At 64.0% G+C, this 25,462-nt stretch carries 26 protein-coding genes; 11 read left to right on the forward strand and 15 right to left on the reverse strand.

Annotated elements, in window-relative coordinates; genetic code table 11:
• Window positions 1-37: 37 nt before the first annotated feature.
• Window positions 38-1,036, reverse strand: a complete 999-nt coding sequence (locus AC1D1B_RS28965; protein WP_477336625.1) for a DUF2125 domain-containing protein — start codon at window positions 1,034-1,036, stop codon at window positions 38-40.
• Window positions 1,037-1,158: 122 nt separating this feature from the next.
• On the opposite strand from AC1D1B_RS28965, the gene AC1D1B_RS28970 reads away from it, so the two are divergent.
• Window positions 1,159-1,704 (forward strand): gamma-glutamylcyclotransferase, encoded by a 546-nt coding sequence (locus tag AC1D1B_RS28970; RefSeq protein ID WP_477336627.1) that lies wholly within the window; start codon window positions 1,159-1,161, stop codon window positions 1,702-1,704.
• Here the strand turns inward: AC1D1B_RS28970 and AC1D1B_RS28975 are convergent.
• Window positions 1,694-2,674 (reverse strand): quinone oxidoreductase family protein, encoded by a 981-nt coding sequence (locus AC1D1B_RS28975; protein WP_477336629.1) that lies wholly within the window; start codon window positions 2,672-2,674, stop codon window positions 1,694-1,696. The genes AC1D1B_RS28970 and AC1D1B_RS28975 overlap by 11 nt on opposite strands.
• A gap of 158 nt (window positions 2,675-2,832) precedes the next feature.
• Between AC1D1B_RS28975 and AC1D1B_RS28980 the strand changes: the two genes are divergently transcribed.
• The 3 genes from AC1D1B_RS28980 to AC1D1B_RS28990 all read left to right on the forward strand — a co-directional run bounded on the left by AC1D1B_RS28980 (window position 2,833) and on the right by AC1D1B_RS28990 (window position 5,626).
• On the forward strand, window positions 2,833-3,801 hold the full coding sequence (locus tag AC1D1B_RS28980; RefSeq protein ID WP_477336631.1) for a GlxA family transcriptional regulator: 969 nt from the start codon (window positions 2,833-2,835) through the stop codon (window positions 3,799-3,801).
• A 157-nt stretch (window positions 3,802-3,958) separates the two neighbouring features.
• Window positions 3,959-4,906 carry an aldo/keto reductase gene (locus tag AC1D1B_RS28985; protein WP_477336633.1) on the forward strand — a complete coding sequence of 316 codons (948 nt, stop codon included), beginning with the start codon at window positions 3,959-3,961 and terminating at the stop codon, window positions 4,904-4,906.
• A 93-nt stretch (window positions 4,907-4,999) separates the two neighbouring features.
• Window positions 5,000-5,626 carry a LysE family translocator gene (locus AC1D1B_RS28990; RefSeq protein WP_477336635.1) on the forward strand — a complete coding sequence of 209 codons (627 nt, stop codon included), beginning with the start codon at window positions 5,000-5,002 and terminating at the stop codon, window positions 5,624-5,626.
• 18 nt (window positions 5,627-5,644) lie between these two features.
• Here the strand turns inward: AC1D1B_RS28990 and AC1D1B_RS28995 are convergent, their stop codons facing one another.
• A complete protein-coding gene (locus AC1D1B_RS28995) occupies window positions 5,645-6,445 on the reverse strand; it encodes a lysophospholipid acyltransferase family protein (RefSeq protein WP_477336637.1) in 801 nt (266 codons plus the stop codon).
• A gap of 115 nt (window positions 6,446-6,560) precedes the next feature.
• Window positions 6,561-7,466, reverse strand: coding sequence for a LysR family transcriptional regulator (locus AC1D1B_RS29000; protein WP_477336639.1), 906 nt, complete (start codon window positions 7,464-7,466; stop codon window positions 6,561-6,563).
• A 115-nt stretch (window positions 7,467-7,581) separates the two neighbouring features.
• On the opposite strand from AC1D1B_RS29000, the gene AC1D1B_RS29005 reads away from it, so the two are divergent.
• Window positions 7,582-8,214, forward strand: a complete 633-nt coding sequence (locus AC1D1B_RS29005; protein WP_477336641.1) for a pyridoxamine 5'-phosphate oxidase family protein — start codon at window positions 7,582-7,584, stop codon at window positions 8,212-8,214.
• Window positions 8,215-8,285: 71 nt separating this feature from the next.
• Here the strand turns inward: AC1D1B_RS29005 and AC1D1B_RS29010 are convergent, their stop codons facing one another.
• From AC1D1B_RS29010 to ftsE, 3 genes are all read right to left on the reverse strand, one after another.
• Complete coding sequence (locus AC1D1B_RS29010) at window positions 8,286-9,011, reverse strand: YdcF family protein (protein ID WP_477336643.1); 726 nt, start codon at window positions 9,009-9,011, stop codon at window positions 8,286-8,288.
• Between the two features lie 134 nt (window positions 9,012-9,145).
• Window positions 9,146-10,135, reverse strand: coding sequence for a cell division protein FtsX (locus AC1D1B_RS29015; protein WP_477336645.1), 990 nt, complete (start codon window positions 10,133-10,135; stop codon window positions 9,146-9,148).
• Window positions 10,128-10,787 carry a cell division ATP-binding protein FtsE gene (gene ftsE, locus AC1D1B_RS29020; protein ID WP_023685344.1) on the reverse strand — a complete coding sequence of 220 codons (660 nt, stop codon included), beginning with the start codon at window positions 10,785-10,787 and terminating at the stop codon, window positions 10,128-10,130. Before ftsE ends, AC1D1B_RS29015 begins: the two co-directional genes overlap by 8 nt.
• Before the next feature lie 180 nt (window positions 10,788-10,967).
• On the opposite strand from ftsE, the gene AC1D1B_RS29025 reads away from it, so the two are divergent.
• From AC1D1B_RS29025 to AC1D1B_RS29035, 3 genes are all read left to right on the forward strand, one after another.
• Window positions 10,968-11,612 (forward strand): hypothetical protein, encoded by a 645-nt coding sequence (locus AC1D1B_RS29025; RefSeq protein WP_477336782.1) that lies wholly within the window; start codon window positions 10,968-10,970, stop codon window positions 11,610-11,612.
• Between the two features lie 26 nt (window positions 11,613-11,638).
• Complete coding sequence (gene hpt / locus AC1D1B_RS29030) at window positions 11,639-12,181, forward strand: hypoxanthine phosphoribosyltransferase (RefSeq protein ID WP_023673315.1); 543 nt, start codon at window positions 11,639-11,641, stop codon at window positions 12,179-12,181.
• 64 nt (window positions 12,182-12,245) lie between these two features.
• Complete coding sequence (locus AC1D1B_RS29035) at window positions 12,246-12,617, forward strand: response regulator (protein WP_477336647.1); 372 nt, start codon at window positions 12,246-12,248, stop codon at window positions 12,615-12,617.
• Between the two features lie 6 nt (window positions 12,618-12,623).
• Here AC1D1B_RS29035 and AC1D1B_RS29040 read toward each other — a convergent pair whose 3' ends face one another.
• On the reverse strand, window positions 12,624-13,574 hold the full coding sequence (locus AC1D1B_RS29040; RefSeq protein ID WP_477336784.1) for a DMT family transporter: 951 nt from the start codon (window positions 13,572-13,574) through the stop codon (window positions 12,624-12,626).
• Between the two features lie 222 nt (window positions 13,575-13,796).
• Here AC1D1B_RS29040 and AC1D1B_RS29045 point away from each other — a divergent pair, with 222 nt between their 5' ends.
• The gene (locus AC1D1B_RS29045; protein WP_477336649.1) at window positions 13,797-14,660 is read left to right on the forward strand and encodes a LysR substrate-binding domain-containing protein; all 864 of its coding nucleotides are present in this window, start codon (window positions 13,797-13,799) and stop codon (window positions 14,658-14,660) included.
• Window positions 14,661-14,678: 18 nt separating this feature from the next.
• Here the strand turns inward: AC1D1B_RS29045 and AC1D1B_RS29050 are convergent, their stop codons facing one another.
• The 3 genes from AC1D1B_RS29050 to AC1D1B_RS29060 all read right to left on the reverse strand — a co-directional run bounded on the left by AC1D1B_RS29050 (window position 14,679) and on the right by AC1D1B_RS29060 (window position 18,783).
• Window positions 14,679-15,050: a glyoxalase superfamily protein gene (locus AC1D1B_RS29050; RefSeq protein WP_477336651.1), complete on the reverse strand. Its 372-nt coding sequence runs from the start codon at window positions 15,048-15,050 to the stop codon at window positions 14,679-14,681.
• Between the two features lie 41 nt (window positions 15,051-15,091).
• On the reverse strand, window positions 15,092-17,704 hold the full coding sequence (locus AC1D1B_RS29055) for a TIGR02302 family protein (RefSeq protein ID WP_477336653.1): 2,613 nt from the start codon (window positions 17,702-17,704) through the stop codon (window positions 15,092-15,094).
• Between the two features lie 137 nt (window positions 17,705-17,841).
• A complete protein-coding gene (locus tag AC1D1B_RS29060) occupies window positions 17,842-18,783 on the reverse strand; it encodes a threonine/serine dehydratase (RefSeq protein ID WP_477336655.1) in 942 nt (313 codons plus the stop codon).
• A gap of 50 nt (window positions 18,784-18,833) precedes the next feature.
• Between AC1D1B_RS29060 and AC1D1B_RS29065 the strand changes: the two genes are divergently transcribed.
• Window positions 18,834-19,136: an ArsR/SmtB family transcription factor gene (locus AC1D1B_RS29065; protein ID WP_477263180.1), complete on the forward strand. Its 303-nt coding sequence runs from the start codon at window positions 18,834-18,836 to the stop codon at window positions 19,134-19,136.
• Between the two features lie 20 nt (window positions 19,137-19,156).
• On the opposite strand, the gene lysA is transcribed toward AC1D1B_RS29065, so the two are convergent.
• The 3 genes from lysA to argH form a co-directional block, all read right to left on the reverse strand.
• Window positions 19,157-20,425 (reverse strand): diaminopimelate decarboxylase, encoded by a 1,269-nt coding sequence (lysA, locus tag AC1D1B_RS29070; RefSeq protein WP_477336657.1) that lies wholly within the window; start codon window positions 20,423-20,425, stop codon window positions 19,157-19,159.
• 64 nt (window positions 20,426-20,489) lie between these two features.
• The gene (locus tag AC1D1B_RS29075) at window positions 20,490-20,696 is read right to left on the reverse strand and encodes a hypothetical protein (RefSeq protein WP_477336659.1); all 207 of its coding nucleotides are present in this window, start codon (window positions 20,694-20,696) and stop codon (window positions 20,490-20,492) included.
• A 70-nt stretch (window positions 20,697-20,766) separates the two neighbouring features.
• Window positions 20,767-22,167, reverse strand: a complete 1,401-nt coding sequence (argH, locus tag AC1D1B_RS29080) for an argininosuccinate lyase (RefSeq protein WP_477336661.1) — start codon at window positions 22,165-22,167, stop codon at window positions 20,767-20,769.
• A gap of 35 nt (window positions 22,168-22,202) precedes the next feature.
• On the opposite strand from argH, the gene tlpA reads away from it, so the two are divergent.
• Window positions 22,203-22,898, forward strand: a complete 696-nt coding sequence (gene tlpA / locus AC1D1B_RS29085; RefSeq protein ID WP_477336663.1) for a thiol:disulfide interchange protein TlpA — start codon at window positions 22,203-22,205, stop codon at window positions 22,896-22,898.
• Here the strand turns inward: tlpA and AC1D1B_RS29090 are convergent.
• Window positions 22,895-25,342 (reverse strand): bifunctional diguanylate cyclase/phosphodiesterase, encoded by a 2,448-nt coding sequence (locus AC1D1B_RS29090; RefSeq protein ID WP_477336665.1) that lies wholly within the window; start codon window positions 25,340-25,342, stop codon window positions 22,895-22,897. The two genes, tlpA and AC1D1B_RS29090, sit on opposite strands and share 4 nt — an antisense overlap.
• Window positions 25,343-25,462: the final 120 nt, after the last annotated feature.

Raw genomic sequence — 25,462 nt, forward strand, 5'->3', positions numbered from 1 at the left:
CTCTCCCCAAAAGCGGTTCCCGCTTTGGGATCATGCTCTAATCGAGTGGCTTGATCTTGCCCAGCGGAATGAAGCCGAGCGAGGCCTTGCCCTTCACCACCTTAAGCGGCATCGACGGTTCGTTGCCGAGCAAAGCCAGGCCGGCAAAGCCCTGCTCGATCTGGCTCTTCTGCTCGGGGATCGCGGTGGCGAGGATTGCCGCCACGGCCTTGGGATCCTTGAGCTTGATCGTCAGGTCGGCATTGACCAGACCATTTTCGTCGACCGATACCGGGCCCGAAACGGTGATGCGCGCGGTTCCCGACGACAGGTCGAGTTTGTGGATGTCGGCCGCCTGGCCGCGCAGGCTCCTGGCCTGCGTCTTCATCAGCGCCACGCCATTCTTCAGCGTCGCATCGCCGCTGCCGTCGAGCGGCGGCAGCACGCGCCCGCCGATCGCGTCGGCATCGATCTCAAGGTCGGTGAAGCTCCCGACATAGCCGACGTCCAGGCCGTCGGGCTGCAGCGCCCCCGCCGCCGTTCCGGCGCTGAACAGCGAGACCGGGTCGGTGTCATCAGCCGGATCGGTCTGACCGGACAGGCCCTCGGCCTGCAGCGAAATGCTGCGAGGCAAGGGCCAGGACAGCTTTGCATTCGCCTGCAGATTGTCCCAGTCGATCCATAAAGGCGTCATCCCGGGAACTGACGTCCGCAGAGGCCCGCGCAGTTCGGCGGCGGGCGACAGCGGGCGGATGAGTTCGGCCACGAAGTTGAAGCTGCCGGTCGATGCGGCGACGTTCCTGGTGTCGTCCTCGTAGGCCAGCGTGTCACAGGAGACGGCAAAGCTCAGCGGATAGCCGCTGACCGTAAGGTTGGCGCAGCCGGCCTCAATGCCTTTGGTGTTCAGCTGCGCCACCGCCTTGTCGGCTTCGCTTCTGACGCGGCCGGCAACATAGAACCAGACCGCGCTGTAGACGCTGAACAGCATCACGACGACAGCGGCGAGCCAGAACAGCCGGCGGCGAAATTTTGACGGACGCTCGTCAGTTGACGTCATGCTGCGGCTTTCATTAACGCGGCGTGTTGCTGGTGGACTGTGGTTTACGCAACAAGCAAATAGACAGAAGAGCACCGATTCCGATGAGGCGTCGTCACTCTCGTGCAATCAGGCTTCGCGATATGGGCGATTTTTGGGTTTTTGGCTACGGTTCGCTGATGTGGCGGCCGGGATTCGCGCATGTCGAGACCCGCCGCGCCCGCCTTTACGGCTATCGCCGGTCACTCTGCGTCTATTCCTTCGTGCATCGCGGCACGCGTGACCGGCCGGGTCTGGTGCTCGGCCTCGACCGCGGCGGCTCCTGCATCGGGCTGGCCTTTCGCGTGCCCGGCGAGTTGCGCGATGAGGTGCTCGCCTATCTGCGCGAGCGCGAACTGGTCACCAACGTCTATCTCGAGCGCGTGCTCGAGATCCGCCTCGACGGGAATGGCGCGGCTACAGGTGAGAGGGTGAAAGCGGTCGCCTACATCGTCGACCGCCAGCATGAACAATATGCCGGCGGACTCGATGCCATGCATGCCGCAAGCGTCATCCGGGGTGCCGTCGGCCAGTCCGGAAACAATGAGGACTATGTGCTGAGCACGGTCAACCACCTCCAGGCACTGGGTATCAGGGATCACTGGCTGGAAGAGGTGGCGAGACAGGTCGCGCCCAACGCTACATCGTGAAAATCTGTTTTCCCAGATCGGCGCGATCCAGGCTGTTTGCGACGGCAAGCTTGAATTCGGTCAGCGGATGGATGCCGCCGACAGGGATATGGAAGCCAGGCTGGCCGAAGATGTCGACAATCTCGCGCAGTATCGGCCGGTCGGCTTCGACAGGCGGCGAAAAAAAGTAGCGATAAATGTTTGCCCTGATTTCGGCGCCGCTCAGCAGCACGTCGAAATTGTGCAGTTCGAAACGCTCCGCGCTCATGCCGCCGTTGATGACCATCTGCCCGCCAAGAGCAAGGGTGCGGATCAACTCGCCGCTGGCGGGCCCGCCGACATTGTCGATGATGCCGTTCAGTCCGGCGCGGCCGGTCATGTCCATGACGGCCTCCCGGATGTCGCCCTTCACGTCCGACAGATCGAGGATGGCGGTGGCGCCAAGCTCCTTCAGGTCTGGGCTTTGATGCTGACGTCGCACCACCGCGATGACGTTGATGCCGCGCCGTTGGGCGAACTGCATCACCATGGTTGAAATCGAAGAATAGCCGGCCGTGACCGCCAGCCACTGGCCAGGCTGCACCCTGGAATCCACCAGCAGGTCCCAGGCCGTGATGGGGTTCACCATCTGCCCGGCGCGTTCGGTGGGATAGTCGGCGGGCAAAGGGATCAGCCATTCAGCGGGAATGGCGGCGTACTCGGCCCAGGTGTTGTAGTGGCTGAACGCGACAAGCGTGCCGGGTTGCAGCGCGACGCCTGTCCCTGCCGCCTCGACAATGCCTGCACCATGATTTCCGGCGATCTGCCGGGGAAAGTGCGGCTTCTTCGGTTCGGGATAGAGGTTCTGGATGAACAGAAAGTCGCCCGGGTTGACCGAAGCCGAGACCATCCTGACCAGCACCTCGCCATCGCCGATCCGCGGCGTGGGAACGTCGTCCAGGTAGAGCACGTCCCGCGGCGAGCCGATCTCGTCGAACACAATTGCTTTCATGTCGGTCTCCAAATGGCAGCGGCTTGGAGGCGACCAGACCGCGAGCACCGACATTTGCATCGGCACCGCGGAATTTAGGTCGGCTGGGAAAAACCAGAATTGGCAGAATTGACAATCGATATGCTAAACTTGCCATACTGCTAATTTGAGGACACATCTTGGAAAAACGTCCCGTCCACGCCGTGATCTGGCTGCCGTCGACTTTCTATTCGGCGGTCGCCGCCACGCTGGTCGAAATGTTCGACTTGGTGAACACCATTCGCGGCGCACCGGCGATTTCCTTCGAATTCGTGGCGCGGCAGGCCGATGCCACGACGACGCCGGGAATTTCCTTTCACACCAAACGTGAACCCTCGCAGCGGATGGACCTGCTGATCCTGCTTGCCATGCCCGGCATGCAGGTGCCGGAGCTTGTTGCCGCGCTGGCCCAAGAGAGCCGCCATGCCGCGCCGCTGATCGCCAGAGCGCAGCGCGACGGCGCCATCATCGCCGCGCATTGCGGCGCCGGTTATTTCCTGGCCGATGCCGGCCTTCTCGATCGAAAACGGGCGACGATCTCCTGGTGGCTGAAGGCCGATGCCCAGCACCGCTTTCCGAAAGTGCGCTGGGACGCTTCCCGCGTGCTGGTCGGGGACGGCCGGATCTATACTTGCGGCGGCGGCTTTTCAGGCCTGGAACTCGGCAAGGCGCTTCTCAAGGATCTTGGCTTCGTCCAGGAGGAGCGGCTGGTTCGCAAGCTGCTGGTGCTGCCGCCGTCGCGCCAGAGCCAGGCGCCATATGAATTCCCGCTCGCCGATCTGCTGCCCTTGCATGAGCCGTTGCGTGACCGGCTCGAAGCCCTGGCACGAAAACAGCTCAGAACGCTCGACCTTGCACTGCTTGGCTCGCAACTCGGCCTGTCGCCGCGAACGCTGGCGCGCCGGTTTGCCGATGAATTGCACACGACTCCCGGCCGATGGATTCAGGACCAACGGCTCGAGGCCGCCAAGACGCTTCTCGAAAGCACCAGGCTTGGTATTGCGGAGATATGCTATCAGGTCGGCTATCAGGATGCGGCCTCGTTCAGCCGGCTTTTCAACCGCATAGTCGGACTGCCACCCGGCGAATACCGGCGCCAAAGCCAGTAGACATTGGCCAGGTTATGGGCGAAGCGGTCGCGCCTTTGTGAAGCGCTGGTCCGCTGGAAAATTGGCTGAGGCCTTTGACCTCGGCGCGGCGAGACCTAGCTTAGCTGCGGCCCGAAGCATTCGGGTTCGCCCGCCGCCAGCATCACGGAGCCCAGTCTTGCAGAAACGTCGTCTCGGTCAAACCGACCTTTCCATCGCGCCGCTGGTTCTGGGCGGCAATGTCTTCGGCTGGACCGCCGACGAGAAGACCTCCTTCGACCTGCTCGACCGGTTCGCCGGCGCCGGTCTCAACGCCATCGATACGGCGGACGCCTATTCGCGCTGGGTGCCCGGCCACAAGGGCGGCGAGTCCGAGACGATCATCGGCAAATGGATGAAAAGCCGTGGCAACCGCGACAAGATCGTCGTCGTCACCAAGGTCGGCTCGGATATGGGGCAAGGCAAGAAGGACCTGTCCGCCGCCCATATCGAAAGGGCGGTCGAGGCGTCGCTCAAGCGGCTGCAGACCGATGTGATCGACCTCTATTTGTCGCACTGGCCGGACCCGACCACGCCTTACGAGGAGACGCTCGGCGCCTACGAGAAGCTGCTCGCCGCGGGCAAGGTTCGTCATATCGGCGCCTCGAACCTCGACGCCGGCCAGCTGCGCGCCGCGCTCGATGTGGCCAGCCTGCGCGGGCTGCCGCGCTATGCCGTGCTGCAGCCGGAATACAATCTTTATGATCGATCTTCCTTCGACGGGCCGCTGCATGATCTGTGCGCGGCGGAGGATATCGGCGTCATCACCTATTTCGCCCTCGCCAAGGGGTTTCTCAGCGGCAAATACCGCAGTGAGGCCGATCTTGGCAAAAGTGAGCGCGGCGGTGGCGTGAAAGCCTATCTCAATGCGCGCGGCATGCGCATCCTTGCGGCGCTCGACGCTGTGTCGGCGCGCCATTCGGCCAAACAGGCCGAAGTGGCGCTCGCCTGGGTGATGGCGCAGCCAGGCATCACCGCGCCGATCGCCAGCGCCACGACGCTAGACCAGGTCGATAGCCTGGTTCGCGCGGCATCGCTGAAGCTCAGCGCGGAGGATCTCGCGGCGCTGGATAAGGCTAGTGCCTAGCAAAGGCCGCCGATCAGGTTCGGCACGATCGTTCAAGACGACGGCAGTCCGCCTTGCCACACTGCTCTTCAGTATCGTGGGAGAGGGAGCAGCATGGCCGCAGAAATTGTTTCGCAGGCGCAGCCCTGGCAGCAATTGCTGGCGCTGGTGCTGGCGGCAACCGTCGTCATGGGCAGTCCGGGCCCGGCGACGATCAGCGTCACGGCGATAGGCGCGGCCTTCGGCCTGCGCAATTCGCTTAGCTATGCCTCGGGGATCGTTCTCGGCACGGTCACTGTGCTGCTGGTGGTGGCCACCGGCATCACGGCTGTCCTCACCTCGATGCCGGGGGTAGCGCCGCTGCTGGCGATCGCTTCCGCCGCCTATATCCTCTATCTCGCCTTCAGAATCGCGACGGCGCCGCCGCTGGCCGCGCGCGACAGCAGTGCGGTTCTCCCAACCTTCCTCGGTGGCTTACTGCTCGCTGTCGCCAACCCGAAAGCCTATGTGGCGATTGCCGCGGTCCTTGTCGGCTCCTCGACGGCCGCCGGCGCCGATGCTCTCGGTGTCCCGGCCAGGCTGGCGGTTCTCACCTTGATGATCGTCGCCATCCATGTGCTGTGGCTTCTGGCCGGAGCGGCATTCGCGCGGTATCTGCGCCAGCCGCTGGCGTCGCGGATCATCAACCTGGTGTTCGCGGCAACGCTGGTGCTGACCACCGCTTTAGCGGCATGGCCGTGAGCCAACCGGCGCCGAGAATCAGGCTTTGATCTTCGCGGCGGCTGCGAGTTCGGCCAGCCGCTTGATCGCCGTCGGCGGCATGGACGGCGGGTTCGGCGCTTGTGACGCCTCGACCAGCAGCTGGTCGCAAGCGGCTTCCGTCTCACCGATCAGCCGGTCCATGAATTCGTCCTTGGCGAGCCCGGGCGGAATCGGCGGCAGGAAGCGGGCCTTGATGGTGCCGGGAAAGCGCAGAAATTTGCGGCGCGGCCAGTAGAGGCCAGCGACATGGGCGACCGGCACCACCGGAACGCCAAGCTGCGCGTAAAGTTCGACAATGCCGTATTTGTAGGCCGGCTCGTCGCCCGGCGCGCGGCGCGTGCCTTCGGGATAGATGATCAGCTGGCGCGGATTGCGCCCCATCTCCTCCTTGGTGGAGGCAACGACCTGCTTCAACGCCTTGGAGCGGCTGCCGCGGTGGACCGGGATCATCCGCATCTTCAGGATGTACCAGCCGAAGAAGGGGATCCAGGTCAGCTCGCGCTTGAGGATGTAAAGCGGGTCGTGGAGGAACGGAAAGAAAGCGATCGCGTCCCAGAATGACTGGTGTTTCGGCGCCAGGATGAAGGAGCCTTCGGGCAGGTTTTCGACGCCGGTGATGTCGCTCCTGGTGCCGGCGATCTTGTCGTAGAGCCACAGGCTGGTGCGCGACCAGAATTTCGGCACGAACCAGGCGCGGTGGCGCGGCGACAGGAAATAGTACGGGGTCCAGAGGATCATCTGGACGACCAGATTGACGTAGAAGACGAAGTTGAACGCCAGCGAGCGGATATAGAGCATGCGGGGAAGGGCCCGTTGAGGAGGTGTGCGTTGGTTACACCAAGCGCGGGCAAAAAGGAAACGCCGCAATGGCCGCAGACTGGCCGGGGTCCATAGGTTCGCAGGCAACCCCAGCTTACCATGTCGCCTGCAGCAACCGCTGCTTCAGCCGGGGAGCGGCGAAATCGAGAAACGCCCTGAGTTTCACTGGCAGCAGGCCCTGGCCGGCATGGACGAGGTTCACCGGCCATGGCTGCGGCTCGAAGGACCGCAGTACAGGGACGAGCACGCCGGAGCGCACCGCGTCCGCAATCTGGTAGGACAGCACCCGCGTCACCCCGGCGCCGGCGATCGCGGCATCGATCGCCGCTTCCGCGGTGTTGACGCGCAGCCGCGAGCGGATCGGTACGGTCAGTTCGCCCTTGCCGGTTGCAAAGCTCCAGCTGGCAAGAGCTGCCGATCCCTCGAAACTGATGCACGCGTGCGCCGCGAGATCCTGCGGGATTTGTGGCACGCCATACCTGGCCAGATAGGCCGGGCTCGCGCACACGACGCGGCGGATCGAGCCGACGCGGACGGCGATCATGTTCGAGTCTGGAAGCTGGCCGATGCGGACGGCGAGATCCAGGTGTTCATCGACCAACTGGGTTACCCGGTCGGCCAGCGTCAGGCGGATGTTCACCTGCGGGTAGGCCGCGAGGAAGTCAGTGACGACCGGCAAAACATGCAGGCGGCCAAAGACGATCGGCGCGGTGATGAACAGGTCGCCGGTCGGCGTGCTGTATTCGCCGGCGGCGGTGCGCTCGGCTTCGCCGACTTCGCCCAGGATGCGGCGGCAGGCAGCGAGATAGGCCTGGCCGGCATCGGTCAGCGTCAGCTGCCGGGTCGAACGGTTCAGCAGGCGCGTCTTCAGGTGCTTTTCGAGGTCGGAGACCTTGCGGCTGACCGTCGCCAGGGGGATGCCGAAACGGCGGGCGGCAGCGGAAAGGCTGCCGGCTTCCACCGCGGCGACGAACAGCGACATGGCTTCGAGGCGATCCATAGCTTCTTCCGAAAATTGGAAGGGTTTGTTACGAATATGCCATCTACATCCAAAACATGGAAGCCTCTACATCTACCCGTACGATGGCCAAAGGTTTGGCCTCGAGGACGCTTCCATGAACGCTCATACCTTCACCAGCGATGTCGCTTTCACGCCGACGGTCAAGGCAATCCAGACCCGCAAAGGATCGCGCAAGGGCTATGCCAGCGCCGAGGAGCGCGGCGGATGGCGCGCCCATATCACGCCAGACCTCGCCGACTTCATCGCGGCGCAGACAAGCGTCTTCCTGTCGACGGCTAATGGCGAGGGCCAGCCCTATATCCAGCATCGCGGCGGGCCTGCCGGCTTCCTCAACGTGTTGGACGAGAAGACCATCGGCTTTGCCGATTTCTCGGGGAATAGGCAGTTCATCACCCAGGGCAATCTTGCCGACAACAATCAGGCGTTCCTGTTCCTGATCGACTATGCGCATCGGCAGCGCGTCAAGATCTGGGGCACGGCGCGCGTCGTCGAGGACGATGCCGAGCTTTTGGCAAAGCTGATGCCGCAGGACTACAAGGCGCGCCCCGAGCAGGTCATCCTGTTCACCGTCTCGGCCTGGGATGCCAATTGTCCGCAACACATTCCGCAGCGCTTCGAGGCCGCCGATGTGGCGGTAGCGCTTGCCGAACGCGACAAGCGGATTGAGCGACTCGAACAGGAAATTGCGCGGCTGCGCGGCGCCTCGGACGGCGCGGCCAAGGGATAATCGGGCGCCGTGAGAGCCGTCTTTTTTGCGCAAATCCAGGAAAACCGCTACGCACTTTTCCTGGAATTGCTTTAGTCCTTGGCGGTCGAAACCTCGGCCAGCGCGACGCTGTCGGCGGCCTGGCGGACCGGTACGATGCCGCGCGCCAGCGCCAGCAGGTATTTGCTGTATTCGGTCAGCAGCACGCGCAGCGCTTCCGGCTTGGTCAGCCAGTCGCCATTGTCGAGATTGGTGTTGACCACCGGATAGGGTTCAAGCTTGGCGCCGTGCAGCAGGCGGCCCATTTCCAAGAGGCTGCGCGGCATATGGTAGTTGTTGGTGACGAGGATGACGCTGCCATAGGCGTGGCTCTCCACCCATTTGGCGCTTTCCTCGGCATTGCCGATCGTGTCGAGCGCGGCGCGGTCGATGTCGATGCAGCAGGAAAACAGCGCCTTGTCGCCGCCGGTTGCGGCCTGCAATTGGCGGCGGCTGGCGGAGGGATGCACGCCTGAGATCAGCAGCCGCTCGCCCTTGCCGGAGGCAAGGAGATCGAGTGCGGCGTCAAGGCGGGCCTGGCCGCCGGTCAAGACGATGATCGCATCGGCCTTGGCCGGATTGGCCGGGGTGGTCATGTGGCTGACCTTGCTGGCGAACCAACCAAAGCCGCCGGCAAACAGCGCCACCAGCAGCAGCAGACAGAGGGAAGCGAGCCGCAGCGCGGTCCGCAAACGATTCGGGCCGGTGCGCACACGCGAACGCGCACCCACCACTGGCATCTGTCCAGCCGTCCCGGTCGAGTTCCGCGCGTCCATCATCCTATGGTTAATCCTGAAATGCCGCTTTGATAAGGAAAAAAGCGCACATTGCGTTACGTCGTTTTTCGATCCGTGATCGCCCCGTTGTTCCTGTCCTTGGCCCCCGACCTGTTTTTCGCCTCTGCTGTCATTGTTCAACTTGCATCCGGCTGGCGGACATCGATGTCGCTGAGATAGGCGACGACGGTGGCGTGCGACGTTGCTGCCGTCAGTCCGCCGATCACCAGCACCATCAGGCCGACGCCGAGATAACCGGCCGATCCGATGGCGAAATTGCCGAACAAAGCGGTGGCCTGGTCGGCCTGCGGCGTTGCCATGTTGCGCGACGACCACCAGGAAAAGACGATGAAAACGAGGATCGCGGCGGCCCCGCCGGCGGCAGCGCCCTTCATACCGGTGACCAGGAAATGCCAGCGGAATTCGCGCGCGATAAAGCGCGCCTCGGCGCCGACGAAATGCAGCACTTCGATGATATGGCCGTTGCCAGCCATGGCGCCGCGCGTCGCGAACACCACGGTGAGCACCGTCGCCGACAGCATCAGCACCAGAACGGCGATGCCGATGGTGACCGTGGTGCGGGCCATGGCGACCAGCCGGTCGACCCAGGTGCGGTGATCGTCGAGCGAAGCACTTGGCAGCTTGGGCGTGATCGCCGCGCGGATGGCGGCAAAGTCGGGCGGGTTGGTCTCGTCGATGGTGACGATGATCAGCCGCGGCACCGGCAGTTCGTCGATGTTCAGCCCCGAGCCTAGCCATGGCTCCAACAGGCGGGCCGTCGCATCGCGGTCGATGATCTTGGTCGCTTTCACGCCGGGGAATTCACCGACGATCTGCGAGGCCTGGGCAAGGGCCGCCTCCATGTCGAGTCCGTCGACAGGTTTGATCTGGATCGTCGCCTCGCGCGAGATCTGGTTCTCCCACACCGAGGCGGTGTCGCGCACCAGCGTCACAGCGCCGAAGGTTAGGCAGGAGAGGAAGGTCATGATGGCGATGACCAGCACCAAAGCGCGGCCGGCAATGTTCTGCGCCGGCACGATCGGCGCCATGCGGCGCTGGACGCGCTGCATCGTTGCCGCCGGCTCCGCGACCTCTTCATGCAGCTGTTCGGCGGACAAGTCAGTCATATATATCCAGCCTTCCGCCGGCCAGGATCATGCGGCGCGCGTCGACCTGCTCCATCAGGCCGAGGTCGTGGGTGGCGATTACCACCGCGGTGCCGAGACGGTTGAGTTCGATGAACAGCCTGAGCAGCCGGCGCGCCAGCGGCGGGTCGACATTGCCGGTTGGCTCGTCGGCGAGCAGGATTTCGGGCTGTTCGATCAGTGCGCGGGCGATCGCGGCACGCTGCTTTTCGCCGCCCGACAGGACCGGTGGCAGCACATGCATGCGCTCGCCCAGCCCAACCCACTTCAAAAGTTCGGTGACGTCGGTGCGATAGCTCGCTTCCTCGCGGCCGCGCACGCGTAGCGGCAAGGCGACATTCTCATAGGTGGTCATGTGGTCGAGCAGGCGGAAATCCTGGAACACCACGCCGATGCGGCGCCTGAGATGCGGCAGCTCGGCGCGCGAGATGCGCGAGCGGTCCTTGCCGAAAATGGTGATCAGCCCGCGTGTCGGCTTCAGCGACATGAACAGAAGGCGCAGCAGCGTCGTCTTGCCGGCGCCGGAGGGCCCGCTCAGGAACTGGAAGGAGCTCTCCGGAATGTGCAGGGAGATGTCGCGGAGGATTTCCGGACCCATGCCATAGCGGAGGCCGACATTTTCAAAGCGGATCACGTGCGACGACCTGAAATGTGTGGCGGCGGCGTGCCAGCCCTTTCTGTCCAACGACCATCGGCCGCCATGGTTAACCGTCGGTTAATTTTCGCTGTTTTTGAATACGTCACAAAGGTTCCGGTGGGGAAGCGTTAACCATTTCCATTTACGAAAAAGAAACGAAGAGCGAACAGCGGGGCCATAATGGCTGAGCAACGAACCGCGCGCCCGGTTTCCGGCGAAATCATGACCGGGCTGGGGACAAATGGCGCGCCGGAATTGCGTCCTGTGGCGACCGACATCGTCGATGCTGACTATGAGGTGCTCCCGCGCCTGGTTCCGCGCATCGAGGCGGCGTCGCTGCCGGAACGCGGTATTGCAACGCCGTCGATGGCGGGCATGGAGATGCTGCGCAAACCGGAAGCCGCAACCGTGCGGCCGCCGGCATCGCGTGGCGGGCCAATCTTCTGGATCGCCGGCGTCGGTGCGGCCTTTGCTGCCTTCTGGGTCGCGGGCGGCCACGCGCTGGTGCGGCAGACGCCGTTCTTTGCGGCTGAGCAGCCGGCGGGCGCCGTACTCAGCATCGCCGGCGTCACCTCGCGTGTCGATGCGTCTGGCACCACCCCGGTTCTGTTCGTCGATGGCGAGGCCGTCAATGGCGGGCTGAAAGCCGGGCGGTTGCCGCCGCTCGAGATCCGCGTCACCGGCAATGACAGCCGCATCACCCGCTATACGTTGGGGACATCCAACCGTTCGCTGGCGCCCGGCGAAAGATTCGGCTTTTCCAGCCGTCTCGACGTGCCTAGAAACGGTGTGAAGGCCGTCTCGGTCACTTTCGCCGGTTAGGCGACGATCTCTCGGAAAGGTTATTGATGCCAGTTGTGCGCGGCAAGGACATCGAAGTCCTGTTTTCGGCGTCCGCGATCGCGCGGCGCAATCTTGAACTCGCCAAGGAGATCGCCGAGCACGACTATCACGACCTGCTGGTGATTTCGGTGCTGAAGGGCTCCTTCATCTTCGCCGCTGACCTCATTCGCGCCATGCACGATGTCGGACTGTCGCCGGAGGTCGAGTTCATCTTCATCTCCAGCTACGGCGCCGGGACCACCAGTGGCGAGGTGAGGGTGCTGCGCGACATCGACAATGAGGTCGCCGGCCGCGACGTGCTGCTGATCGACGATATCCTCGAATCAGGGAAGACACTGTCCTTCACCCGCAATCTGATGCTGTCGCGTGGCGCCAAAAGCTGCGCCATCGCGGTGCTGCTCGACAAACGCATGCGCCGCCAGACCGAGCTCAACGCCGACTATGTCGGCTTCGACTGCCCCGATTATTTCGTCGTCGGTTACGGTATGGACGTCGCCCACGCTTTCCGCGAATTGCCGTTTGTCGGCGTCGTGAAAGGTGATGCCTGAGAAAAGGCCCCTGACGCTTCAAATTTTCAGAAAAAGTCAACTTTTGCCCGCCAAATTCCGGCCCATGGCAAAGCTTCTGATCGTCGAGGACGATGAGTCCGTCCGCACCCTCGCCGCCCGCGCGCTTGAACGCGCCGGGCATACAATCGATATCGCCGCCGACGGCGCACAGGGGCTGGCGATGATCAGCGCGGCGGGCGGCGGCTACGATCTCGTCGTCTCCGACATCCGCATGCCGGAGATGGACGGCATCGAGATGGCGATCGCCGCGGCCAGGCTCTTCCCGGCGATGAAGATTCTGCTGATGACCGGCTATGCCGACCAGCGCGAGCGCGCCGAGGAGTTGAACGGCATTATTATTGACGTCGTGCAGAAACCCTTCACACTCGCCGAAATCCGCTCGCGGGTCGAACAGGCGCTGGCCTGCTTCGCCTGATACGCCTCAGGCAGCATCCTGGCTTGCAGCAAGGACCGGGCCGGCACTCCTGCGCCGTTCGGTGTTAAGCGCCAGCAAGCCGGCGCCGATGATCAGCGCGGCACCGATGGCGGTGGTCGAGCGTGGCACCTCGTTGAAGAACAGAAAGCCCCACAGCGGCGACCAGATGATCCCTGTGTATTCGAAAGTGGCGACGCGGTTGGCGGGCGCCAGCCGGTAGGCCTGCGACAGCAGGATCATACCCGCCGAAGCGACGAAACCGCAGGCGGCCATCTTGAGGAAGTCCGGTGTCGTCGGCCAGACCCATGGCCGCACCAGGAATTCGAGGCTGGGATGGACGGCGTGGGTAATGCCGGCAAGCCAGAATGTACCGGCAACCAGGGCAGCGCCGACGAGATAGGCGCCGTTCTGGTAGAACGCCATGACGGTGGAGGATTCGGTGTCGCCGATCTTGCGCGCCATCAGCTGCGAAAAGCCGTAGAGCAGCGCCGAGCCCAGTGACAAAAGCGCCGCCCAGTCGAGCAGGCCGGCGCCCGGGCGCAGCATCACGACCACGCCCAACATGCCGATCAGCACGGTGGCGAGCGTCTGCCAGGAGACGCGTTCGCCGAGATAGGGGCCGGCCATCGCCATGATGAACAGCGGCGCCATGAAGTAGAGCGCCACCGCGTCGGCGAGCGGCAGAGCGGCGATCGCCAGATAGTAGACGGTATAGGAGCTGAACTGGATGAAGGCGCGTATCGTCAGCAGGCCAAACCGCTTCGAGGCAATGGCCCGCAAGCCGACATCGGCGCGAACGAGAACGATCAGGATCGGCAAGGCAACGATCGAGCGGATCCACATTACCTCGGTTACGGGATAGCCGCCCGACACCGCCTTGACCAGCGGGTCCTGGAGCGAGAACACCAGCACCCCAAGGCACAGGCTGATGATGCCGAGAACGATCCGGTTGCGCATGTCGTTCAAGTGGCCCCTTGCCTGCCCGTAGCCGCCCGGCCGTGGGGTAAAAAGAACCCGCCACCGTTTCGGGCAGCGGGTATGAGTGAGGACTCTTCGATTGGTCCGCAACCGATTTCGCGGCCGCATATCCAATGGGTAGGCGGACTATCGTCCGGCGTTTGACATGTTGCAAACGAATTGGAATGATACCAGCAATCAAATTTGCTTATGACGGATTCGATGCGACCAACCCTCGACAGCGATCTCCTGCGCACCTTCGTCGCCATTGCCGAAGCGGGCAATTTCACCCGCGCGGCGGAGCAGGCCGGCCGCACCCAGTCGGCGGTGTCGATGCAAATGAAGAAGCTCGAGGAGCTGGTCGGCGACAGCCTGTTCGAACGCGGCTCGCGCGGCGTCGCGCTGACGCGCCGTGGCGGCGAGCTGATCGTCAATGCCCGTCGCATTGTTTCCCTGCTTGACGAAACGGCGGCCTCGATGGCGGCGGCCCCGCTCGGCGGGCCGGTTCGTATCGGTATCCCGGAGGAATATGGCCACGCCATTCTGTCGCGCGCGCTCGGCGCTTTCTCCAAGCGCCACACCAAGGTTGAGGTCACCGTACGATACGCACATTCAGGCGCGCAGCTGGCGGCGCTGGCCGCCGGCGAGCTCGATCTCGCCGTGGTCTTCGAATGGCAGGATCCTGGCGGTGGCGAGGTGCTGATGCACGATCCGACGGTGTGGGTGACATCGAGCCTGCATCACATGCATGAGGACCGGCCGGTACCGATCGCGCTCTACAACCGGGCCGGCTGGTGCAAGGATTTTGCCATCAAATCGCTGGAGCAGCGCGGGCTAGCCTATCGTGTCGCCTACACCAGCGACACCACCGGCGGCCTGAAGCTCGCCGTCACCTCTGGCCTGGCGATCGCGCCGATCTCGCACAGCAACATTCCCGATGGCTGCCGCGAGCTCACCGCCGCCGACGGGTTCGGCCACATTGATTCCTCGAATGTGGTGATGCATCGCAATCCCAATGCCTCAGGCGAGGCGATCGACGGCATGCAGGAGGCGATCCGCGACGCGTTCGTCAACAGGTCCGATTAGGCTCCCCCCTGGACCTGCTCAGCCCGCCGTATCTTCATAGAAATGCAGGCGGTTGCCGAAGGGGTCGGAGACCGACACTTCGCGGCTCTGCCATGGCGTGGTTTCAAGACCCGGCCGCGCGAAGCGGTATTTCTTGCCGATGAGTTCGCGGTGCAGCGCCGCTATGTCCTCGACCTTGATGCGCATGGCTATGCCCGGCGCGCCGTCGCCGTGATGTTCGCTGAGATGCAGGACGCAGCCGTCGCGGATTACACCCATATAGAGCGGCGCATTGTCGTCGAAGCGGTGCTCGAACTCGACCTCGAAGCCGAGGAAGTCGAGATAGAATTCGCGCGCCTTGGTGATGTCGAAGATGCGCAGGATGGGCGTTACGGCACCGAGTTTCGGCATGGCGCTGATACCATTCAGTTCGACGGATGTTGCCTTGGAGGCTACTTCAGCTCGAGCAGGCGCTCGAGATAGCTGCGCTCGATGTCGGGGCTGAGCGCGTTGCCGAGCCGCTTGCGGATTGCTTCGAGGATCTGGCGGGCGCGCTGCACATCGATCTCGTCGGGTACCTTCACTGAATCGCCGAAATCGGGTCCGCGGCTGGCGCGCGGCCGGCCGAGCGGATCGCGGTCGGCATCCTGTTGGCGGCCGCCTTCCTGGCTGCCGCCCTGGTCGCCCTGCATCGCCTGCAGCTGCTTCATCATCTCCTTGGCGCCCTTGCGCAGCGCTTCCAGCGCGCGACCCTGGTGGCCGACGGCCTGGTCGCCTTCACCTTCACCAAGCGACTTTTCAGCATTGCCCATGGATTTGCCGGCGTCGCCAAATCCCTCATTGGGCTGCATGCCCATGCCTTCCAGGCCCTTCTTCAACTTGTCGAGCTCGCTTTGCAGCTGGCCTTGGCCTTCCTGCAACTGCTTCATCGCATCAGCGAATTCCTGCGGCGTCATCGGCTTCGGTTTGGCGAGAGGATCGCGGTCGTCACCGGGGCCGGGCTTGTCCTGATCCTGTCCGCCGAGCTGCTGGTCGCCATCCTGCTGCTGGTCTTGATCTCGTTGACCCTGGCCGCGCTGCATCTGGTCCATGCGATAGGTGTCGTTCATCATCTCCTGCTGGCGGCGCATGATCTCGCCCAGCTTGTCCATCTGCTGGCGCATCTCGCTGTCCTGCTCGCCGCCTTGCTGCTGACGGCCTGCCTGCAGGTTGTTCATCATGTTTTCCAGCTGCGACAGCAGCTCCTGCGCCTTGTCGCGGTCGCCAGATTTCGCCAGGTTTTCGATCTGGTCCATCATGCGGTCGATGTCGCTCTGGCGCAGCTCGCGGCCGTTCTGCTGCATCTGCGGCGCGTTGGGGTTCTGCTTGGCGCGCTCGGCGAATTCCTGCAGGAATTCGTTCATCGCCTCGCGCAGTTCCTTCATCGCCTTTTCGATCTCTTCGTCGCTGGCGCCACGCTTGATGGCGTCCTGCAGCGCCTGCTGCGCCTGGCGCAGGCGCTTTTCGGCGGCCGAAAGATTGCCTTCCTCGATGCCGAGCGCGATTTCCCAGAGATAGGCAACCTCGTTGCGCAGCTGGTCGTCGCTGTCGGACATCTTCAGCCGGCTGCTAGCGCTCATGATGGCGAGGTAATGCGACATGTTGTCGAACGTGTCTTCGGGCCGAAGCGTGATGGCGTCCATCAGGTCGAGCACGCGCGGCTTGGCATTGGCGTCGAGCGCCAGCAGGCGGCGCTGCTCGATCACCGCCCGCGCCAGCGGGTTGGCGAAGGGCCGTTCGGGCATGAACAACGTCTTGGTTTCGCTGGTCGCAGTGTGTCCGGCATCGTCGGTGGCAACAAGCGACAGCTTGACGCTGGCGCCGGCCCAGACGTGTTCGGTGAGGTCCTTGGTGGTCTTGGCGGCGTTCGCCTTGCCGCCACGACGCGGCAGCGCCAGCGGCATTTCAGGCGGACCATAGAGCGGATGCGCATCGGGCGCCGCCGGGTCGGCCAGCGCGAAAACCGCCTTGGCGGTGGCCGCGCCATAGTCGTCGTCGATCTGGTAGTTGAGCTCGAAGGCGCCGTTGACGGCGCGCTTGGGCTCGCCGACGAAGCGGATCGTCGGCGGCTTGTCAGGGATCACGGCGAAGGCCCATTGACCGAGATCGGCTTCACCCGATTTCAGCGTCAGCGTGCCGTCGGCCGTCAGCTTGCCGGTGAACTGGCGCAGCTTGGGTGTCGCCGGGTTCACTGCTGCTGCCTTGACGGCTGCCGCCTGCGGACCCGTCGGGTCGATGGCGCGGGCGTTGCCGCCCTTGTCGGCGAAGCTAAGCGTTTCCTCGCCGGAGCCGCCGGTGACGCGCAGAGAGACGTCGCTGCCTTGCGGCACGGTAAAGGTGGCGGTTGCCTGCTTGGCATTGTTGTCGATGACTGGGGTGGTCAGGAAAATGGGCGGCTTGCCGGTATAGGCGGGCGGGGTCACCCAGGCATCGATGCGCGGCGGTACGATGTCGCGCGCCGCATGGGCGCGGAAGCCATCGGATATCCTGCCGCCGGACGGGCCGAAAGAAAAGGCAAAAGCGGTGACCAAAAGCAGCGCCGCCACGGCGCGCAGCCCCCAGGGGTCGCGCTCCGGCACGCGGGTCCGCGGCAGATCGGCGCCAAGGCTGCCCAGTTTGTCGGCCATGCGCTTTTGATGTTCGCGCCACAGCGCCTGGGAAAAGATGCTTTCCTTGCCGCTCGGACGGTCGGTCTGCACCAGCACAGGGCTATGCTGCAACTGGTTGGCCGCCTCGATGCGGCGGTCGACTTCAGCGGCGGATGGAAGCTTGAAGAAACGCAGTGGATAGAGCGCCGCAAGCACGGCAATGCCGAAAGCCGTGACCAGGACAATGCGCGCAATATCAGGCAGGCGGGGAAAGAGGCCGAGCCAGGAGAGGCTGATGAACAGGCTGGCGACGATGAGCAGCGGCAGAAGCAGCGGCCAGCCGCGCTCGACCGTCATCGAGACCCGTGTTGCCAGCCGGCTCAGGGCAAGCCGCCCGGCCAGGCTGCGATCGCCGCTGGAAATGGGGCGTTCCGTCATCGGCCCTTCCTGCCCGGGCGGGATAGCCCGGACTCAACAGATGGAAGTTTACCAGCAAACACGGCAAAGGCGAGGCGGTTCCGGAAAACTTGAAGAGCTTTGGCGGGTTTCCACCCGCAATTTAGTCAAAGCAAGAATCAGAATTTCGCAGGATCGGTGTTTGAGCCGCAGACCAGGACGGCAATTCGTTCGCCCGGCGCCGGCGTATAGCGGCCGGACAAAAGGGCTGCAAAGGCTGCGGCGCCGCCCGGCTCGGCGATGATCCGTACCCGCTCCCACAGCGCCTTCTGCGCGGCGATGATGGCGTCGTCGGTGACGAGGATGGAGCGTTCGACAAAGGCCTCGGCGATCGGGAACATCATTTCGCCGACGCGCTTGGGCGCAAGCGAATCGGCGGCGACGCCTTCGGCGGGCGCATCGACCGGGTGGCCGGCCTCGAAGGCACGATGCAGCGTCGGCGCGCCCTCGGGTTCGATGGCGACAATCCTGATGCGGCCGGCAAACCAGGCGGCGATGCCGCCGATCAGGCCACCGCCGCCGACGGCGACCAGCAGCGTGTCGATCTCAGGCAGGTCCTGCTCGATCTCGAGGCCGAGCGTGCCTTGGCCGACCAGCGTCTCTTCCTGGTTGAAGGCGTGGATCTGCAGCGCGCCGGTCTTTGCCGCAAAAGCCTCGCTGGCGGCGAGCGCCTCGGCATAGCGGGCGCCGCCGACGATCAATTCGGCGCCGTAGCCGCGAATGCGCTGCAGTTTGGCCGGCGGGCTGACTTCGGGGACAAAAATCGTCGCCTTGTGGCCGAGCCGCATGGCGGCATAGGCGACGGCGGCGCCATGATTGCCGCCCGATGCCGCGACCACGCCGGCCGCGGGCACCGGCCGTTCGAGCAGATTGGTGAAGGCGCCACGCGCCTTGAACGAACCGGAATGCTGCAGGCATTCGAGCTTGAGATCGACTGCCAGCGGTGGCCGGTCGAAATCGGCCATGTCGACGCGCAGCACCGGCGTGTGTCTGACATAGGGGCGGATGCGCGGTTCCATCGCGGCAATGCGTTCGCGCGTGATGGTGTTGCCGTTCGTCATGACCATCTCCTTGGGATTGACAGCAATTAGTAACTTGGCAAAATAACTAAATGCAAGAGGTTGATGTCTTCAAAGCGATCGCCAACGAACGCAGGCTGCAGATCCTCGACTGGCTGAAGGATCCGCGGGCGCATTTCCCGGCCCAGGCAGACGGCGATCTGGTCGAAGACGGCGTTTGCGCGCTGCTGATCGCAGAGAAGCTCGGCATTACGCAGGCGACGCTCTCCGAACATATGCGCGTGCTTACCCAGGCCGGCCTGCTGCGCCCCAAGCGCATCAAGCAATGGACGTTCTACCGCCGCGACGAGGACAGGATCGCCGACACAAGGATGCTCATCCAGAACCGGCTGTAGCGCAGCCGGCACGGCGGCTTCTATTTCAGCCAGTCGGGCACTGAATCCAAGCCGATCAGCTCGTCATAGGTCTGGCGCTGGCGCACGACGTGGAAACAGTCGCCGTCGACCAGAACCTCGGGTACCAGAAGCCTTGTGTTGTAGGTGCCGGACTGGACCGCGCCATAGGCACCGGCGGTGGCGACGGCAATCAGGTCACCAGACTTCAGCCGGGGCAGGTCACGGTCGAGGCCGAGATAGTCGCCGGTCTCGCAGACCGGACCGACGACATCGACCGCCATGCGCGGCGTGTCGGCCGGCGGCTGCACCACCGGCTTGATGTCGTGGAAGGCATCGTAGAGCGTCGGCCGGATCAGATCGTTCATGGCGGCGTCGACGACGAGGAAATTCTTGGCGTCGCCCTCCTTCACGAAGATCACTTCCGAGACCAGGATGCCGGCATTGCCGACGATCAGCCGGCCCGGCTCGAACATCACCTTCACCCCAAGCTTGGTGAGATTCTTCCTGACGATCTCGGCATAGGCATCGGGTAGAGGCGGCGGGCTGTTGTCGGTGCGGTAAGGGATGCCGAGGCCGCCGCCGAGATCGACGTGCTCGACGGCATGGCCATCGGCGCGCAGCGCGCCGACCAGTTCCGCTAGAAGCGCGAAGGCGTCGTCAAAGGGCTGCAACTCGGTGATCTGGCTGCCGATATGGGTGTCGATGCCGATGGGCTTAATGCCCGGCAGACCGGCGGCGCGGGCATAGACCTGGCGCGCCTTTTGCCAGGGTATGCCGAACTTGTTCTCGGCCTTGCCGGTGGAGATCTTCCTGTGGGTCTTGGCGTCGACATCCGGGTTGATGCGCAGCGAGACCGGCGCCACCTTGCCGAGTGCTGTGGCGCGGGCCGACAGCAATTCCAGCTCCGGCTCGGATTCGACGTTGAAGCAGAGAATGCCAGCCTCGAGCGCGAAATCCATTTCGCGCGCGGTCTTGCCGACGCCCGAAAACACGATCTTGTTGGCCGGAATGCCGGCGGCGAGCGCGCGGCGCATTTCGCCTTCCGAGACGGTGTCGGCGCCGGCGCCGAGCCTTGCCAGCGTGCGCAGCACCGCCTGGTTGGAATTCGCCTTCAAAGCGTAGCAGACCAGCGTGTCGAGCCCGGCGAAGGCCCCGGCAAAGACGCGGAAATGCCTAGTCAGGGTTGCCGTCGAATAACAATAGAACGGCGTGCCGACGCTTGCGGCGATGTCTGGTATCGCCACGTCCTCGGCATGGAGTACGCCGTCGCGGTAATCGAAATGGTTCACGAGAGTGGTTCCGGAAGTTGGAGCACGAGACCTGGTTAGAAACGCTAAGCCGGTCTCATCGGCTCTAGAGCAGCGGGTCGAGGATGAACTTCTTGTCCACGACCGGTTTTTCCGGCTCCGGCGGCACGGGCTGCTTGGCGCGCTCGGCGTCCTTGCGCGCCTGGACGGCCGCTTCATAGGGCGTGTCGAGACCGGCCTTGCGGCCGCAGGCGGTCACGGCAGCCATCGCCGTCAGCAGTGTCAGCGTCACCAAAATCCTGCTTGCGGTCATCGATCCATCCGTCCGAAACTTTTATGTGCTGCCGCTTTTAACCGAGTTTTCGGCGCATTGCACCCCGGCATCATGCCTTGGCGATGCGCTTTTTCCAGGTGCGGATCTGCTTCCTGACTTCCGACGGCGCGGTGCCGCCGAAGCTGCTGCGGCTCTTCACCGAATTCTGCACCGCCAGCACCGAGAAGATGTCCTGGGTAATACCGGGGTTGATCGACTGCAGGTCCTCCAGCGAAAGCTTCTCCAGGCTGACCTTCTTCTCTTCGGCCAGTGCCACCGCGCGGCCGGTGACATGATGCGCCTCGCGGAAGGGCAGGCCCAGCGTGCGGACCAGCCAGTCGGCGAGGTCGGTCGCGGTCGCGTGGCCCGAGCCGGCGGCCTTTTTCATGGCGGCGGCATTCACCGTCATGTCGCGCACCATGCCGGTCATCGCCGCCAGCATCAGGTCCAGCGTCTCGGCGGCGTCGAAGACCGATTCCTTGTCTTCCTGCATGTCCTTGCCGTAGGTCAAAGGCATGCCCTTCATCACCGTCAGCAGCCCGACCAGATGGCCGGTGACGCGGCCGGTCTTGCCGCGCACCAGCTCGGCGGCGTCCGGGTTCTTCTTCTGCGGCATGATCGAGGAGCCGGTGGAGAAAGAATCCGACAGCCTGACAAAGCCGAATTGCGGCGTCGACCAGATGATGATCTCTTCGGCGAGCCGCGACAGATGCGTGGCGCAGATCGCTGCCAGGCTCAAAAACTCCAGCGCGAAATCGCGGTCGGAGACGCTGTCCAGCGAATTGCGCATCGGTTCGCGGAAGCCGAGCGCCTTGGCGGTTCTGTGGCGATCGATCGGGAAACTGGTTCCGGCAAGGGCTGCCGCGCCCAACGGGCTTTCATCCATCCGCTCGATGGCGTCGCGGACGCGCGACAGGTCGCGCGAAAACATCTCGACATAGGCCATGCAGTGGTGGCCGAAGGTCACCGGCTGCGCCGTCTGCATGTGGGTGAAGCCCGGCATGACGGTTGCTGCATGCTCCTCAGCCCGCTCGAGGAAAGCGACGATCAGTCCTTTCAGTGCTTCGGCAACCCGGAAACACTCGTCCTTGACCCAGAGCCTGAGATCGACCGCGACCTGGTCGTTGCGCGAGCGGGCGGTGTGCAGGCGGCCGGCGGCCGGACCGATCAGATCGGCGAGGCGCGCCTCGATATTCATGTGGATGTCTTCCAGCCGGGTCGAGAATTCGAACGTGCCGGCTTCGATCTCTTTCAGGATCGTGTTCAGGCCGTGAGCGATTTTTTCTTGATCGGCCGTCGAAATAATGCCCGTTTCAGCCAACATTTCGCTGTGCGCGATCGAACCCCTTATGTCCTGTGCATAAAGTTTGCGGTCGAACGAGATCGACGCGTTGATCGCTTCCATGATTGCGGCCGGACCCGAGGCAAAACGTCCGCCCCACATCTGGTTGCTGGCCTTCTTGTCGCTCATCGCTATAACCCGTGCTCCGGAGCAGTTTTAGAATAATGGCAAACGGCAATAGATACTTCCCGGCCCCGCGCCTGATCCTTGCGGCCCTGTTGGCGGGCGTGCTGGCCGGTGCGGTCGCGGTATATGTCAGCGAGAGCGGTTCTGGCAACAACGCAGCCTCCGGCAGCGCGCCAGCGCAAGCTGCCGCCGGCGGCAGCAAGGACGATGTCGCCTGCGCCGCCAAGAGCGACCGCGCCAAGAAAGTGGCCGCCGCAGCCACAGGCCAGGTCGCGGCATTGTTGCCGGCCGATCCGCCGCAATCGCTGAAAAACCTCGCCTTCAACGGTCCCGACGGCAAGCCGATGACCATCGCCGACCATGCCGGCAAGACGGTGCTGCTCAACCTGTGGGCGACATGGTGCGCGCCCTGCCGGGCCGAAATGCCGGCGCTCGATGCGCTGCAGAAGGAAAAGGGCAGCGACGTCTTCGAGGTGATCGCGGTCAATGTCGATGCCGGCGACGATGTGAAGCCGAAGAAGTTCCTCGCCGACATCGGTATCGAGAAGCTCGGTTACTATCGGGATTCGAGCTTGGCGCTGTTCAATGACGTCAAGACGCGCGGGTTGGCGCTCGGCCTCCCTGTCACCATGCTGATCGACGGCGAAGGCTGCCTGGTTGCGCATATGAACGGGCCGGCCGAATGGTCGGGACCGGATGCCAAGCGGCTGGTCGAGGCCGCGCTAGCCCCCTAGGCTGAGCGAAGGGCCGCCGCCGGTTCGAGCATCAGGATGCTGCCGCCGCGCTGTTTGATCGGGGCGTAGTCCTCAGTCGCCGGCGCGGTGACGCCGGTCAGTTCGCTGAAGTTCTCGATCGGGCTCGGCCGGCCAAGATAATAGCCCTGGCCGATCTCGCAGGCCTCGGCGTCGAGGAATTTCAGTTCGCCCAGCGTCTCGACGCCCTCGGCCAGAACCGGCAGGCCAAGACCGCGGCCAAGCCCCAGCACGGCGCGCACGATGGCCGCCACCTGGCCGTTGCTGTCGACCGATTTGATGAACGAGCCGTCGATCTTGATCTTGTCGAAGGGGAAGGCGCGAAGGTTGGACAGCGAGGAGTAGCCGGTACCGAAATCGTCCATCGCCACACGCACGCCCAGCGCCTTGACCTGCCGCAAGGTGGCCAGAGCGCGCGGCATGTCCTTGACCAGCGCCGTTTCGGTGATCTCGAGTTCGAGCCTGCCGGGCGTCAGGCCGGAGCCGAGCAGGACTTCATGCACCTTGCGGCTGAAATTCGGATTGTGGAGTTGCACCGCCGAGACATTGACCGCGACGGTGAGAGGGTTCTTCCAGCGCGCTGCCTCGGCGCAGGCCGTCACCAGCACCCATTCGCCGATCTGGATGATGACGCCGCTGTCTTCGGCCACCGGGATGAAGGTCGCCGGCGACACGTCGCCGCGCTGCGGATGGCGCCAGCGGATCAGTGCCTCGAACCCGACCATCCGCCCGCTGCTGATCTCCTTCTGCGGCTGGTAGACGAGGCGAAACTCATTGCGCGCTATGGCCTGGCGCAGTTCGTGCTCCATCACCCGCCGGTCGCGCGCCTCGGCGCCCATCGAGGCCTCGAAATAGCGATAGGTGTCCTTGCCCTCGGCCTTGGCGCGGTAGAGCGCGGTGTCGGCGTGGCTGACCAGGGCTGTCGGCTCGTCGGCGTCGAGTGGATAAAGTGCAATGCCGATGCTGGCCGACACCAGCCCGCCACCGACCGACAGCCGGTTTTCCTCACGCATCGACGCCAGCACCGCCTCGGCGATGCGGCCGGCTGCCTGCGGATCAGAAAGGTTCGGGGCGATGATGGCGAACTCGTCGCCGCCGAGACGCGCCAGCATCTGCCCGTGGCGGAGCACGGCGGAGGCGCATAGCGCCACCTTCTGCAGCATGGCATCGCCGGCGCCGTGCCCGAACAGGTCGTTCACTTCCTTGAAGCGGTCGAGGTCGAGCAGCAGCAGCGCAAGATGCCCGCCCTTGCCGCCGCGGTCCATTGCGGCAATTTCGGCCTCGAGCCGGCCGGAGAAACTGCGGCGGTTGGGGAGCCCGGTCAGCGGGTCGAAGTGGGCGAGGCGCAGGATCTCCTGCTCGGCCTTCTTGCGTTCGCGGATGTCGCGCACGGCGACGACGCTGTGCGGCTTGCCGCAATAGTCGATGCTCCTGGCGATCAATTCGACAGGGATGGCGGTACCGTCATGGCTTCTCAACTCGGCTTCCTGTGCCTGTCCGCTGCAGTCGGACATGCTGGTCGCGGTGCGTTCGCCGAACAGGTCGCCGAGCAGCATCACGTTCAGTGCTTCCGGCGCCATGCCGGTTAGCGCGGCGATGCTGTCATTGGCGCTGACGATGCGGACGCCGTCGCAGACGATCAGACCCTCGACGGCGGCGTTGGCCAAGCCGTGCATGCGCGCGGCCTCGAGCTTGTGGCGACGGAAGCGCAAGTCGATCCACAATGCTGCCGCCGAAAGCACAAGAATGACCAGGCTAACGGCCGCGGCGGCGAAGGCCTGCGACACCGGTTCGACCGTGAACTCAGATATTTCGATGGAGGAGTCCGGAAAGATCGACACTGCGGCCATGGCGATGAAGTGCAGGGTGCAGATCGCCAGCGTCAACAGGACGGCGGCGCCAATGGTCGCCTGCATGGACGGGCGTCGCAGCACGACCAGCAGCGCCAGCGCGGCGAGGGTGACGCCTGCAAGCAGTGAGACGGCGACCAGAAGCGGGTTCCAGACGATGCGTCCTTCGACCTCGAAAGCGGCCATGCCGATATAGTGCATGGCGGCGATGCCGGCACCGAGGATCGCGCCGCCGACCAGGGCGTAGTCGATGCGCCGGCGCAAGGTGGCGATCCACATGCCGGCGGCTGTCAGGGCGACGGAAGCGGCAAGCGAAAGCGCCGACAGTTCGGCATTGTACGCGTTGGGGATTCCCGGAGAAAAGGCAAGCATGGCGATGAAATGCGTCGCCCAGATACCGAAGCCGGTGGAAGTGGCTGATATCATCAGCCAGGTATAGCGGTTGCGCTCGCTTGAGCGGTCAACATGGCGAAGCAGATTGACCGCCGAGAAGGAAGAAATACCGCAAATAAGGGCTGCCAGTACGACCAGTCTCAGATCGTGCTCGTGCACGATGCAATTATAGACCGTCAGCATCTCGCCCCACCTGCTCTCCCGCAGCAATCAAGCCATCGACCTGATTAGTACGGGGCGCTTGAAGAATCGGTTATGCGCACTGCAACTACAGCGGGTTTTTCGGGTTGTACCTTGCGGCGA

The sequence above is a fragment of the Mesorhizobium sp. P2_C5_2 genome, from assembly GCF_056404535.1.

What these genes read in the sequence shown, in the direction of transcription:
- AC1D1B_RS28965 (WP_477336625.1), bottom strand. Translation starts at nt 1,036, where the DNA reads ATGACGTCAACTGACGAGCGTCCGTCAAAATTTCGCCGCCGGCTGTTC.
- AC1D1B_RS28970 (WP_477336627.1), top strand. Translation starts at nt 1,159, where the DNA reads ATGGGCGATTTTTGGGTTTTTGGCTACGGTTCGCTGATGTGGCGGCCG.
- AC1D1B_RS28975 (WP_477336629.1), bottom strand. Translation starts at nt 2,674, where the DNA reads ATGAAAGCAATTGTGTTCGACGAGATCGGCTCGCCGCGGGACGTGCTC.
- AC1D1B_RS28990 (WP_477336635.1), top strand. Translation starts at nt 5,000, where the DNA reads ATGGCCGCAGAAATTGTTTCGCAGGCGCAGCCCTGGCAGCAATTGCTG.
- AC1D1B_RS28995 (WP_477336637.1), bottom strand. Translation starts at nt 6,445, where the DNA reads ATGCTCTATATCCGCTCGCTGGCGTTCAACTTCGTCTTCTACGTCAAT.
- AC1D1B_RS29000 (WP_477336639.1), bottom strand. Translation starts at nt 7,466, where the DNA reads ATGGATCGCCTCGAAGCCATGTCGCTGTTCGTCGCCGCGGTGGAAGCC.
- AC1D1B_RS29005 (WP_477336641.1), top strand. Translation starts at nt 7,582, where the DNA reads ATGAACGCTCATACCTTCACCAGCGATGTCGCTTTCACGCCGACGGTC.
- AC1D1B_RS29010 (WP_477336643.1), bottom strand. Translation starts at nt 9,011, where the DNA reads ATGATGGACGCGCGGAACTCGACCGGGACGGCTGGACAGATGCCAGTG.
- AC1D1B_RS29015 (WP_477336645.1), bottom strand. Translation starts at nt 10,135, where the DNA reads ATGACTGACTTGTCCGCCGAACAGCTGCATGAAGAGGTCGCGGAGCCG.
- hpt (WP_023673315.1), top strand. Translation starts at nt 11,639, where the DNA reads ATGCCAGTTGTGCGCGGCAAGGACATCGAAGTCCTGTTTTCGGCGTCC.
- AC1D1B_RS29035 (WP_477336647.1), top strand. Translation starts at nt 12,246, where the DNA reads ATGGCAAAGCTTCTGATCGTCGAGGACGATGAGTCCGTCCGCACCCTC.
- AC1D1B_RS29040 (WP_477336784.1), bottom strand. Translation starts at nt 13,574, where the DNA reads ATGCGCAACCGGATCGTTCTCGGCATCATCAGCCTGTGCCTTGGGGTG.
- AC1D1B_RS29045 (WP_477336649.1), top strand. Translation starts at nt 13,797, where the DNA reads ATGCGACCAACCCTCGACAGCGATCTCCTGCGCACCTTCGTCGCCATT.
- AC1D1B_RS29050 (WP_477336651.1), bottom strand. Translation starts at nt 15,050, where the DNA reads ATGCCGAAACTCGGTGCCGTAACGCCCATCCTGCGCATCTTCGACATC.
- AC1D1B_RS29055 (WP_477336653.1), bottom strand. Translation starts at nt 17,704, where the DNA reads ATGACGGAACGCCCCATTTCCAGCGGCGATCGCAGCCTGGCCGGGCGG.
- AC1D1B_RS29060 (WP_477336655.1), bottom strand. Translation starts at nt 18,783, where the DNA reads ATGACGAACGGCAACACCATCACGCGCGAACGCATTGCCGCGATGGAA.
- AC1D1B_RS29065 (WP_477263180.1), top strand. Translation starts at nt 18,834, where the DNA reads ATGCAAGAGGTTGATGTCTTCAAAGCGATCGCCAACGAACGCAGGCTG.
- AC1D1B_RS29075 (WP_477336659.1), bottom strand. Translation starts at nt 20,696, where the DNA reads ATGACCGCAAGCAGGATTTTGGTGACGCTGACACTGCTGACGGCGATG.
- argH (WP_477336661.1), bottom strand. Translation starts at nt 22,167, where the DNA reads ATGAGCGACAAGAAGGCCAGCAACCAGATGTGGGGCGGACGTTTTGCC.
- tlpA (WP_477336663.1), top strand. Translation starts at nt 22,203, where the DNA reads ATGGCAAACGGCAATAGATACTTCCCGGCCCCGCGCCTGATCCTTGCG.
- AC1D1B_RS29090 (WP_477336665.1), bottom strand. Translation starts at nt 25,342, where the DNA reads ATGCTGACGGTCTATAATTGCATCGTGCACGAGCACGATCTGAGACTG.